This is a genomic window from Nocardia sp. NPDC127526, assembly GCF_042672265.1.
GTDB lineage: Bacteria > Actinomycetota > Actinomycetes > Mycobacteriales > Mycobacteriaceae > Nocardia.
Genome location: NZ_JBHXVO010000006.1, coordinates 81799 through 91031, shown reverse-complemented (window position 1 = coordinate 91031; position 9233 = coordinate 81799). Strand labels below are relative to the sequence as shown.

The window sequence follows — 9233 nt, the reverse complement described above, 5'->3', positions numbered from 1 at the left end:
GCGTCCGTGCAGCCTGGGGGCACTACCGCACCGTTCGCCTAGTTGCGTCGAAATCCGTTGTGCCACAACGGTTTTCGCTGCCGGATGCCCGAGCAGTAGGAATTCCGCCAATGTGACCCTTCCCACATTGACGGATTAGATTTCGCCGCTACCCTCTGTATCTTTCCTTTCGCCCTACTTGGGGCCGACGATTTCACGATAAATGCCGCCTGACCTGCGATTCTTGCGGTTTAGGCCATTTTCCACCCCCCCTGACCTGCGGATTTGACCTGTTACCGAACCATCCTGTTATCTGCTCTCAGTCGCAGCCAGCGACGCCAACCACCGCCCCGGACTCACCGGCCGGGGCGCACGATGGGAGACAGACAGTGAGCGAAGTTCTCGAGGCAGTGCAGACGGAAGACGTTGCGGCCGAAACGGTTACGGTCGAAACGATCGCGCCGGAAGCGGATGCGACGGAAGCGGCCAACACCCGCACCGTGTGCGGTTGCCTAGTGGAGGCGATCGGGCCGGGTGTCTATGAAGTGTTCCGGGCCGGTATGCGTCTCGGCGGTCTGTACGAAACTCCGCAAGGGGTCTACTACAACCCTGAGATTGCCAACGCACGGACCGGCGTAGCGGACAGCGTGGACGTGGCGGTACTCGAGTTGAAACGCGCTATCGAGTCCGCACCCGCCCCCAAGCGGGCGGCGAAGGTGGCCGACCCCGGCAAGGCAGCGATGCGTGAGATTGTCGATATGGCGCGTGTTCGGTTCGCTGCGGAAGCGGGCAAGGTGCGTGCGGCGGATGCTGCCTACCGGATGGAACATGGTCCGCGCGGCAAGGTCGCACTTGCGGAAGCGGCTGTTAAGCGCGCGGCAGATGCGTTGTCGGACAAGGGTCCTAGCGCTATGCGTTACTTCCGGCTGAATACGGCTGAGGACAAGTTGGCGGAAGCGCGCGAACTTGTGGAGGTGCTGAAGCGGTCCAAGGATCGGGCGGCCGAACGGGAAGACCAGGCGAAGGCGACGCTTGCGGACATGAAAGCGCGCGCTATCGAGAACCTGGGCTTGCGGCAGGCGGATATCGACGACGCCATTAGCAAGGTCAAGCCCAAGCGTAAGGCGAAGTGACCCTAGCCAATTGCGGGTGATTCGGGATGGTGACAGCATCCCGGATTGTCCGGAGTCTCTAGGGCTTCAATGCTTGGACAGTGCCAATTGCGGCCAGAGCCTAATCCCGCGTGAGTGGCGTCTCGCGAAACTTCTTTGCTTGGACAGTGCCAATTGCGGCCAGGGCCTTTTCCCGCGTGGGTGGCGTCTCGCGAATCTCTGCCCGTCTCAGGGCAACCCATGTCCCTATCCCAACGTACGCAATCCCGCTGGTAGACGGATTGCGCTAGTGGTTGGCGGTGCTGGCGAAGCATCGCACACCACGCCCTACAGGTCCGGGGAATCGGGCGCGGTACCAAACGTTCGGAGAGTGCTCCGGGTTGTGGGCCGTGTGCGTGTGGCCATGTTGTTTGAGAACTCAATAGTGGAGCCAATTGGTGGCACCGTGAACGAATCGGTGCGGCATGGATTGCGTGCGATTCGTTCCGGTGCCCCCGCCAAACTTTCCCGTTCGGAGCTTTCCGAGTCGTCGGGGTGGCACTTCTGCCCGTGCAATCCGTGCACGGATATGGCGCGCCGCCCGGTCCACTCGGACCGCCGTTGCCAGCGTGATTCACCGCGCGCTGACGACATTTCCACCCGAATGATGGGAGAACAGAAATGGTTTCGATCTCTGCATGGTCGCCGAAGCAGTACGCGACGGCTGAGCAGTTCTTCGATGTGTTCGATGGCGTGTTTCGGCCGTCTGTGGGCCGGTACGTCCCGGGCGGCGTCGAGATCGTCTCGGTCGGGCTGGACCACCTGGTGATGGCGGCTGTGATCGCGCCGGATGGTTCGGCGCGGTACTTCCGTGACGGCGTGCAGATTCCGCATGTCGATCGGGTGCCAGCGTCCACCATGACGCGCATGTCCGCCCGGTTCGCGCAGTTCATGCCGGAAGAGGATTTCGAGCTGTTCGCCGAGCTGTACGACCTGTCGCCGCAGCGGGCGGCGGAGGCGCTGTTGGTGCACGCGCCGGGCATGCCGATGTGCCGCGAGACGTGGCTGTATGCGGCAAGGATTCATGACCGGCTGAACGAGGCGCTGAAGGGCGCGGAGTACATCGTGCGCCTGCCGCTTTCGTTCGCCTAACTCGCCAATCCCTATGGCCGCCACCGCTAACCGGTGGCGGCCTTTTCTATGCCCAAGGAGGGCTCATGGTTTCGCTCGACAAGCGCACCAGCGCAGTGGTCGCGTCCCGGGATGCGTTGGCCGCCTATCAAGTTGAGGCGAGCCTGCGCGGTTCTGGCCTCGCTGTTCCGATCGTGTCCGGCCTGCTGTCCAACAACGCGAACGCGCTGGCGTTCGCCATCGAGTACCGGCGCTGAACGAGTGTGCGGAGCCACTGGCGTACCCGGTGGTTCCCCCGACTTTTCAGCCACTCATTCGTAATTCGTCAATCGGGAGGAAGTCATGGAAGTCGAAGCGCAATGGCGCGTCATTTCGGAATGGATGGACGTCGCCATCAAGGCGGCCGAGGCCGAAGGGTGGAGCGTGTGGCAGGGACCTGACACCAGCTGGCGGTTCCGTCGCGAGGGCATCTACGAGCAGTTTCCGGCCACTCCGGAGACCATGGACCAACTCAAGTACTTCCTGTTCAAGATGCAGCGGGTGCTCGGAGTTGATTTGCAGAAGGGTATGGCGTGAGGCAGTCTGGAATCTTCGGATCGTCCCCGGTGTTTTTGCCCGGGGATATCTCTTCGGCGGACGTGGGAGGTTGGATCATGCCGGGCTGGTCACTCGAGGTGCAGGCCGATACGGGGGCGTTGACCGAGCAGCAGCAAACAAGGTTGATGCGTGGGTTTGGGCGCTGGGTGATGGTGAACCACAACACCGCCACGGGTCGCACCTTGTTCGGTGTGCCGGTGGAGGATGCGCCACTGCGCGAGGCGATCTCCGAGACGCTCGACACCACTGAGCGGGTGCTGCGGTCGGTGCTGTCGGATGCGCGGCTGGTGGGCGTGCAGGTGATCTCCGCAGAGGACCGCGACGCCGAGCTGGCTGCTGCCGGAATCGTCGTCGACTAACTACAGACCAAACACCAAGGGCCCCGGGCGATCTGCTCGGGGCCTTTTTCGTGCCCGGAAACGGGCGGACAGGCAGGAAGACATGAACTACACGGTTCAAATGTGGGGCGCGAACGGCGGCCATCTGGAATCCGGTCTCAAGACCAGCGAACGCCTGTGCGGGCGGCTGGTCGAACAAGTCAAGGAGGAGATGCTCCGCGACGGATGGGACGTGCAGGTGTTCACCGACGACAACTTGGGCGGCCTCACAACAGCATTCATCATGCGACACCCGGTCACTGGCGAAGAGATCGGCGGCCTGCGCACCGTGGCGGTGGCCCGATGAGCAAAACAGCTGTCAAGAAGCGCACCCCGGTCGTCGGCGACGAGTACCGCGACAACCGGGCCGACAACATCCGGACGCTGGAGGTCCGCGAGGTCACTGACACGGACGCCATGTGCGTCGTGACCGCCCAGACCTACCAGGGCGTCACAACTTATCCGATGCGCGAAACGACCATGACCTTCAAGCGCCTCACCAGCAGTGCGTTCGTGCGGGTCCTCAAGGAAGGGGAGGTCGCCTGATGAGCAACTTGGTTTGGCACCGGCCGGAGTTCTGGAACCGTCGCGGCCTGCTGGTAAACCTCGCCCAGGTCGCAGCCCAGTACGGGGTGAGCCCGCAAGCGGTGCACCAGTGGCGCCAACGCCACCCGAGTACCTTCCCCAAGATCGTCGCCGAGGCCCCGCGGCTGGTTTACGTCGTCGGCACCGAGGTCGACGAGTGGGTGCTGAATCGAGAGCTGGCCCGCGCGGTCCCCTCCAAGAAGCGACTCGCCGCAGTCGGCGCAGTCTGAATCATCAACCCACGCAAGGCCCCCGACGCGGGAGACGTCGGGGCCTTTCTCATGCCCTTCACCGGGGGCACATCAACCACCCAGGGAGACAACCGAAATGAAGACGATCACCGCGTTCGCCGCGGGTGCGCAGCGGCTGCGCGCCGAGGTGGCGCTGTTCGAAGAGTGCCGCCTGCTTATCACGCCGTCGGTCGCGCGAGCCATCGCACAGCACTGGGCAACCGCATCGTCGGACCTGCTGCCCATGGCGATGGGCATGCCGTTCGAACCGGAATCGGCGCTCGCTGACGTCGAAGCGCGCATGGCCATGCTGGGCAATCCGGCCGGCGAGTTGCCTGCGCTCGCCGCATGGCTGAACAGCAAGGTTCCGACTGCCGCTGGCGCGAAGCATCAGGCGGTGGCCGCGTGATCACCTACAACGCAATCGTTTGGACGGTATCGCCGGAACCTGTTGGACGAGTGTCGAAGTCGGGCGAGGTGTGGTCTCCGGGACCGTTTCAGCACACGGTCTGGGTGCTCGATGCCACCGCGCCGATGGGGGCACGGGTGGTGAACGTGAAGACCCGGGACGAGCTGGCGTATGAGCGCCCGGGAGCGCCGACGTCGTCTGGTCGGGACACATACCGCAAGGCGCATTTCGCCCCGAAAATGGCCGCCAAGAACTTCCGCGCGGTGGCCGCCGTCGACCTGTTCAGCGTGCAGGAGGAGGTCACCTGCGTCGGGTAAGCATCGCGTTTGAAGTTCGCCTCCATTCGTGGGGGCGTTTTTGAGCCTCGATCTTTACACCGTAAAAGAACGAACAGAAAGAAACATGATGAAGGTTCTCGAACAATTGGATTCCGACCAGATCCACGAAGCCCGCAACTGGATCTTCGACCGCACCGAGCACTCCGGCTGGGACTGGTCCGATGACGAAGTCCTGCACCATGTGGCCGAAAACTACGACGGCGGCATCGACGCATTCAGCCGCAGCGTCCGTAGCCAAATGGCCCTGACCTACGGCAAGCAATGGCGTGCAGGGTGTGAGCAGTTCGCCCACTTCTATCCGGCGTCCTGGCGGTCCGATGGCAAGGACCTGCTGCTGATCAACGCGACCCGATCCAAAGACCGCCACGGTTACGACGACGCCATGGGCATCGCGAACACCCGCGTGCTGCGCCGCCAGTGGGGCACGGTCAGGGGCTTGTCCGACGGCCCGTACTCCGATTGCGACCATGTCGCACTGGATCTGGACTCTCCAGCACCCGAGGACTTGACCGACGTCCTGGACTCGCTCGAGAGCAGCTCATGCCTCGACGAGGACGAATGGTCGGCCGTCGAGCAGGAGCAGATCCAAGAGCACTGGGACGACTACGGCCGCGATGACCTGCACAAGGCCGTCCGCGACGCCATCGGAGCGTGGGAGCTGACCGAGGCCGGCGAGGCTCTCGTCGACGAACTCGCCCTAGGTGGCTACCTGGACTACGGCCACGGCGGCGGCTACCCCGAGATGATCGACTCCTCGGCCTGCGACTTCGGCGAGAAGGTGATCCCCGGCTGGATCGCTGCCCGCATGGGCACAGTAGTGACCCTCACTCGCTGGCGCGGCGACGAGCTGGTTGTGGACCTTCGCCGCCGCAATGTCATCGCCGAGGCCGCGTGATGCCCGATGACGACCTAGTTGACGAGCTACGGATCGCGATCGAAGCCACGTATCCCGGTGTCTCACTGTGGATTCACACGAGCGGCACCCACCTGATCCTGGGCCGTCTCGTCGTCCCTGAGCAGCAACGCAATCAGGGGATCGGCACCGCGATCATGCAGCGCCTTCTCGCTGAAGCCGACCACTGGGGCATCCCGGCGGCTCTCACCCCCAGCAACGCATACGGCGGGTCACTGACCCGCCTGCGCCCCTTCTACCGGCGCTTCGGATTCAAACCCAACCGCGGCCGGAACAAGGACTTCCACACCACGGAGTCCATGGTCCGCACCCCCAAATCCCAAGGAGCACAATGACCACCATCGAACGCCTGGACCTGGGCGTGATCGACGGATTCCGCATTCATGCCCGGATGTACGGCGACGAGGACGAGAGCCCCGAGCGCAAGTACGACCCGATCCTGTGTGACCCGGAGCTGATGGCGGGCTGGCGCGCCGACGAGTGGTTCTTCGTCGGCGTGCAGGTGACCGCGAGCCGCGCGGGAGTGGAGCTGGGCGAAGCGTCCGTGTGGAGCCTCGAATACGGCTGGTACGACGGCCGATACCACAACCCGCTCACCGATTCCCCTGCCACGCACGAGGACTGGGTGTATGGCAACGGCCCTGGCCTCATTCACCAGGCCATCGCAGACGCCTTCGACACCATGGCCGCGATCAAGAAGCCCCCTCGCCCTTAGGGGTGTAAATGCATCCCTTCATGTCCATGTCTGCTGGTTATTCTCGCCCGGCAGCGTAGAGCGAAATGCCTTACCGGCAACAACATTCGCAAGAAACGGAATGAAAGAAACCCAATCAATGCAGACGATCTTCACCTACGAATATCTCGCCTACGTGCTGCAAACCGGCAACTTCCGCAAGGGCTGGCACGGCGAGGTCCCCTCGATTTACGAGTGCGTCGAGAACTTCCATCACGAACCCGTCTTCGTCTAACCACCACCCCAAGGGAGAAGCCAATGACCATCGTCCACGACGACGTCACCTACGCCGAACGTGTCGAAGCCGCCCACCTCGGACAGGTCGCGATGCTGGCCAGCGCCATCGCTGGTGGAAACCGGCGCGCCGTCGAAGACCTTGACAACCCTGACGAGTTCCCCACTCTCGCAGTCGATGTCATCAGCAACGTCCTGATGGCCGCCCACATCCGCGGCGAGGACCACAAAGCCATCGTCACCCAGGCTCTCTATCACTTCGATCTCGAGAAGCTTCCCGAGATCGCGGCCCCCACCATCGACGAAGACGAAGAGGACGACGACCTGTACGAGGAGGAGAGAGACGACTACGGGTACGACGAGGACGCTGACGACTTCGACACGTGCCAATGCGGGTGCGGATATACGGCCGAGGAAACCTTCATCACCAGCATCAACGGCGGACTCGAGATCTACCTCTCCATGGTCGGTGCCGAGGCGAACGACGTAGCCCATGCAGGCGAGTGGAACTACCACGTCACCCGGTGGGGCAGGCCGGTCACCAGGCCGAGCAGGTACACCAGCGACAAGCCGATGACGCACTTCGAGGTTTCGCGCGTCGTCGCCGAGTACTTCACGGAGGGCTGACAGTGGACCACGGCGACACCTTCCACATGCGTGCCCACCGGATCGCCGGATACCTCGGCGACGAATGGTTCGGTGCGCCAGGCAATCTCCTCGACGGCGGCGACGCCCGCATCACTCGGGCCGACGGGGCGCAGATGTGGATGCGTCTCATCCAGCGCGGCGCGGGCCGCAACCGGCAGACCCGAATCCTGGTCTCCCCGACGTTCGGAGATAGCACCCACTTCGTCCCCGGAGTCGACGCCGGCCGCACCGAGATCACGATCAGCACAGCCAGATCCGACGAACAGATCGCCCGCGACATCCGCAAACGATTTCTGTCCGCCTATCTCCAGACCTACGAGACGGCGCACGCCAAACAGCTCGCTTGGGAGATCGAGCTGTCCAACCGGCAGGAGTTCGCCCAGCGCCTGGGCGCGATCATCGACGCCCACAAACCGGGCCACACCAGCTACTGGCTCTTCGGCGAGACACCGCACCGCGGCCAGTTCCGCATCAACGGCACCACGGTCGAAATGAAGTTCGAGCTGCCCCATGAGGCGGCCGAGCACCTACTGCGGTTCGCCGCCGACCTCACCGCCGCCTAACCACCACCCCAGGGAGAAACTATGAGCAGCAACGCAATCGAAGAGAACCGGCGCGGCGCCGCACAAGCGCGGACCACCCTCCACGCGCACCACCACAGCATGTGGATCCACGGAGTGACCTCGCCGATCGAAGAAGACGAGGACCAGCTACGCGAGCAGGCCGAGGAACTCCTCAAAGACGTCATGCACCTGATCCGGCTGAACGGCCTTGACTTCGCCGAGATCCTCATGGACGCCGCCGAATCCCACGCTGAGGAGTGGGCCACGGAGATGAACGAGTCCGGTCAGCATCCCGTCGATATCGCCCCGGCCGCGATGAGCGCCGCCGAGAAATCCCGCAGTCTGGCAGATCATGCCCGCGTCGGTGTTTCCATCTGGGCACGTACCTACGGCGTCGAGCTGACCAACGAGATCCTTGACGACCAGGACTACTTCATCACGATCGTCGGCGACTTCATCGCCAACCTCGGGCACCTCGCCGATCGACACGAACACGACTTCGTCGAAGTGCTGATTCACGCCGCACAGCATTTCGGCGAAGAGATCGCCGAGCTTGAGGACGAAGCCGTCATCAACGGGGCGATCGAGAAACTCACCTGGGAGGCGCAGCTACTGGCCAGCTTCGACGCTGAACTCGGCAACCTCCTATCGGAGGGCGACCAGGCGTGAAGGTCTTCACCATCAACGTCTCCGGCAGGGAACGCCACGACGGCGAAAAGCCATATACCTATGTCCTGCACGGAGATTCGATGATCGACGCCAAGCGCAGTGCCTGGCTCTTCCATATCTGGGACGACATCAGCGAGCGGGGCACGGTCGCAGCTGACGCGACAGTCCCCACCTTCTCCGCCGAATACAACGACATCTGGCGCAACCCCGATCACGCTGATGTTGTCGTCATCGACTGCCCGCAGTTCCCGTGCGCCGAGGGCCTCCCGTTCGACTGCAAATCCCCAATCCATGCTGGCGAGAAGCCATTCAAGGGCATGCGCAAGTGCCGCTGCCCCTGGCACTGGAACGCCGTCTCGGGAGTCGATCTGAAGCACATCGACAACGCACTGCTGATCGAACTCGGCTACACGTTGCCCGACACCGCACCCGAGGAGAACACCTGGTGAGCGCAACCCGCCGACGCCGAAAGCAGCTGCTGGACTTCGTGCTCCTGCACGGACACGACCTTGAGACCGCGCTAACTCGCCTCGCTGACTACTACGACGAAGAGGCCCACGACCCGGAAGACGACTGCGACGACAGCTGCTGCTTCTGTGACGACAGGCAGGAAGCCAACTCGCTGCGTGAAACCCGGGACGAGCTGAAGCAACTCCTCAGCCGCGTGTAGCGGCGCACCAACCAGTCCACCTGTCAGGCCGCGGGCTTCATGCTCGCGGCCTGCTCAACCATGGGA

19 protein-coding genes are annotated in these 9233 nt (G+C 63.3%); all 19 read left to right on the top strand.

From position 1 onward, the window contains the following. The first annotated feature begins 368 nt into the window (after positions 1-368). Entirely contained in the window at positions 369-1112 is a 744-nt protein-coding gene (locus ACFVIV_RS13410; RefSeq protein WP_379195836.1) for a hypothetical protein, read from the top strand. Between the two features lie 699 nt (positions 1113-1811). Beyond that, positions 1812-2222 (top strand): hypothetical protein, encoded by a 411-nt coding sequence (locus ACFVIV_RS13405; protein WP_379195834.1) that lies wholly within the window; start codon positions 1812-1814, stop codon positions 2220-2222. 65 nt (positions 2223-2287) lie between these two features. Beyond that, positions 2288-2458, top strand: a complete 171-nt coding sequence (locus ACFVIV_RS13400; RefSeq protein ID WP_379195832.1) for a hypothetical protein — start codon at positions 2288-2290, stop codon at positions 2456-2458. 85 nt (positions 2459-2543) lie between these two features. Next, positions 2544-2777 (top strand): hypothetical protein, encoded by a 234-nt coding sequence (locus tag ACFVIV_RS13395; RefSeq protein WP_379195830.1) that lies wholly within the window; start codon positions 2544-2546, stop codon positions 2775-2777. A gap of 77 nt (positions 2778-2854) precedes the next feature. Continuing rightward, on the top strand, positions 2855-3157 hold the full coding sequence (locus ACFVIV_RS13390) for a hypothetical protein (RefSeq protein WP_379195828.1): 303 nt from the start codon (positions 2855-2857) through the stop codon (positions 3155-3157). An 82-nt stretch (positions 3158-3239) separates the two neighbouring features. Continuing rightward, entirely contained in the window at positions 3240-3482 is a 243-nt protein-coding gene (locus tag ACFVIV_RS13385) for a hypothetical protein (RefSeq protein ID WP_379195826.1), read from the top strand. Continuing rightward, positions 3479-3721 carry a hypothetical protein gene (locus tag ACFVIV_RS13380; protein ID WP_379195824.1) on the top strand — a complete coding sequence of 81 codons (243 nt, stop codon included), beginning with the start codon at positions 3479-3481 and terminating at the stop codon, positions 3719-3721. Before ACFVIV_RS13385 ends, ACFVIV_RS13380 begins: the two co-directional genes overlap by 4 nt. Next, positions 3721-3990: a helix-turn-helix transcriptional regulator gene (locus ACFVIV_RS13375; protein WP_379195822.1), complete on the top strand. Its 270-nt coding sequence runs from the start codon at positions 3721-3723 to the stop codon at positions 3988-3990. The genes ACFVIV_RS13380 and ACFVIV_RS13375 overlap by 1 nt, the downstream gene beginning before the upstream one ends. A 97-nt stretch (positions 3991-4087) precedes the next feature. After that, a complete protein-coding gene (locus ACFVIV_RS13370) occupies positions 4088-4399 on the top strand; it encodes a hypothetical protein (RefSeq protein WP_379195820.1) in 312 nt (103 codons plus the stop codon). Then, on the top strand, positions 4396-4716 hold the full coding sequence (locus tag ACFVIV_RS13365; protein ID WP_379195818.1) for a hypothetical protein: 321 nt from the start codon (positions 4396-4398) through the stop codon (positions 4714-4716). The genes ACFVIV_RS13370 and ACFVIV_RS13365 overlap by 4 nt, the downstream gene beginning before the upstream one ends. An 85-nt stretch (positions 4717-4801) precedes the next feature. After that, the gene (locus ACFVIV_RS13360; RefSeq protein ID WP_379195816.1) at positions 4802-5632 is read left to right on the top strand and encodes a hypothetical protein; all 831 of its coding nucleotides are present in this window, start codon (positions 4802-4804) and stop codon (positions 5630-5632) included. Next, complete coding sequence (locus ACFVIV_RS13355) at positions 5632-5985, top strand: GNAT family N-acetyltransferase (protein ID WP_379195814.1); 354 nt, start codon at positions 5632-5634, stop codon at positions 5983-5985. Before ACFVIV_RS13360 ends, ACFVIV_RS13355 begins: the two co-directional genes overlap by 1 nt. Beyond that, positions 5982-6365 (top strand): hypothetical protein, encoded by a 384-nt coding sequence (locus tag ACFVIV_RS13350; RefSeq protein WP_379195812.1) that lies wholly within the window; start codon positions 5982-5984, stop codon positions 6363-6365. Before ACFVIV_RS13355 ends, ACFVIV_RS13350 begins: the two co-directional genes overlap by 4 nt. Positions 6366-6483: 118 nt before the next feature. After that, the gene (locus ACFVIV_RS13345; RefSeq protein WP_379195810.1) at positions 6484-6618 is read left to right on the top strand and encodes a hypothetical protein; all 135 of its coding nucleotides are present in this window, start codon (positions 6484-6486) and stop codon (positions 6616-6618) included. A 23-nt stretch (positions 6619-6641) separates the two neighbouring features. Then, entirely contained in the window at positions 6642-7244 is a 603-nt protein-coding gene (locus ACFVIV_RS13340; protein ID WP_379195808.1) for a hypothetical protein, read from the top strand. Positions 7245-7246: 2 nt separating this feature from the next. Beyond that, the gene (locus ACFVIV_RS13335; protein WP_379195807.1) at positions 7247-7828 is read left to right on the top strand and encodes a hypothetical protein; all 582 of its coding nucleotides are present in this window, start codon (positions 7247-7249) and stop codon (positions 7826-7828) included. A gap of 21 nt (positions 7829-7849) precedes the next feature. Continuing rightward, a complete protein-coding gene (locus ACFVIV_RS13330; RefSeq protein ID WP_379195805.1) occupies positions 7850-8497 on the top strand; it encodes a hypothetical protein in 648 nt (215 codons plus the stop codon). Further along, a complete protein-coding gene (locus tag ACFVIV_RS13325; RefSeq protein WP_379195803.1) occupies positions 8494-8946 on the top strand; it encodes a hypothetical protein in 453 nt (150 codons plus the stop codon). The genes ACFVIV_RS13330 and ACFVIV_RS13325 overlap by 4 nt, the downstream gene beginning before the upstream one ends. Further along, complete coding sequence (locus tag ACFVIV_RS13320; RefSeq protein ID WP_379195801.1) at positions 8943-9167, top strand: hypothetical protein; 225 nt, start codon at positions 8943-8945, stop codon at positions 9165-9167. The genes ACFVIV_RS13325 and ACFVIV_RS13320 overlap by 4 nt, the downstream gene beginning before the upstream one ends. The last annotated feature ends 66 nt before the right edge of the window (positions 9168-9233 follow it).

What these genes read in the sequence shown, in the direction of transcription:
- ACFVIV_RS13355 (WP_379195814.1), top strand. Translation starts at nt 5,632, where the DNA reads ATGCCCGATGACGACCTAGTTGACGAGCTACGGATCGCGATCGAAGCC.
- ACFVIV_RS13340 (WP_379195808.1), top strand. Translation starts at nt 6,642, where the DNA reads ATGACCATCGTCCACGACGACGTCACCTACGCCGAACGTGTCGAAGCC.
- ACFVIV_RS13395 (WP_379195830.1), top strand. Translation starts at nt 2,544, where the DNA reads ATGGAAGTCGAAGCGCAATGGCGCGTCATTTCGGAATGGATGGACGTC.
- ACFVIV_RS13370 (WP_379195820.1), top strand. Translation starts at nt 4,088, where the DNA reads ATGAAGACGATCACCGCGTTCGCCGCGGGTGCGCAGCGGCTGCGCGCC.
- ACFVIV_RS13375 (WP_379195822.1), top strand. Translation starts at nt 3,721, where the DNA reads ATGAGCAACTTGGTTTGGCACCGGCCGGAGTTCTGGAACCGTCGCGGC.
- ACFVIV_RS13400 (WP_379195832.1), top strand. Translation starts at nt 2,288, where the DNA reads ATGGTTTCGCTCGACAAGCGCACCAGCGCAGTGGTCGCGTCCCGGGAT.
- ACFVIV_RS13380 (WP_379195824.1), top strand. Translation starts at nt 3,479, where the DNA reads ATGAGCAAAACAGCTGTCAAGAAGCGCACCCCGGTCGTCGGCGACGAG.
- ACFVIV_RS13330 (WP_379195805.1), top strand. Translation starts at nt 7,850, where the DNA reads ATGAGCAGCAACGCAATCGAAGAGAACCGGCGCGGCGCCGCACAAGCG.
- ACFVIV_RS13390 (WP_379195828.1), top strand. Translation starts at nt 2,855, where the DNA reads ATGCCGGGCTGGTCACTCGAGGTGCAGGCCGATACGGGGGCGTTGACC.
- ACFVIV_RS13360 (WP_379195816.1), top strand. Translation starts at nt 4,802, where the DNA reads ATGATGAAGGTTCTCGAACAATTGGATTCCGACCAGATCCACGAAGCC.
- ACFVIV_RS13350 (WP_379195812.1), top strand. Translation starts at nt 5,982, where the DNA reads ATGACCACCATCGAACGCCTGGACCTGGGCGTGATCGACGGATTCCGC.
- ACFVIV_RS13385 (WP_379195826.1), top strand. Translation starts at nt 3,240, where the DNA reads ATGAACTACACGGTTCAAATGTGGGGCGCGAACGGCGGCCATCTGGAA.
- ACFVIV_RS13345 (WP_379195810.1), top strand. Translation starts at nt 6,484, where the DNA reads ATGCAGACGATCTTCACCTACGAATATCTCGCCTACGTGCTGCAAACC.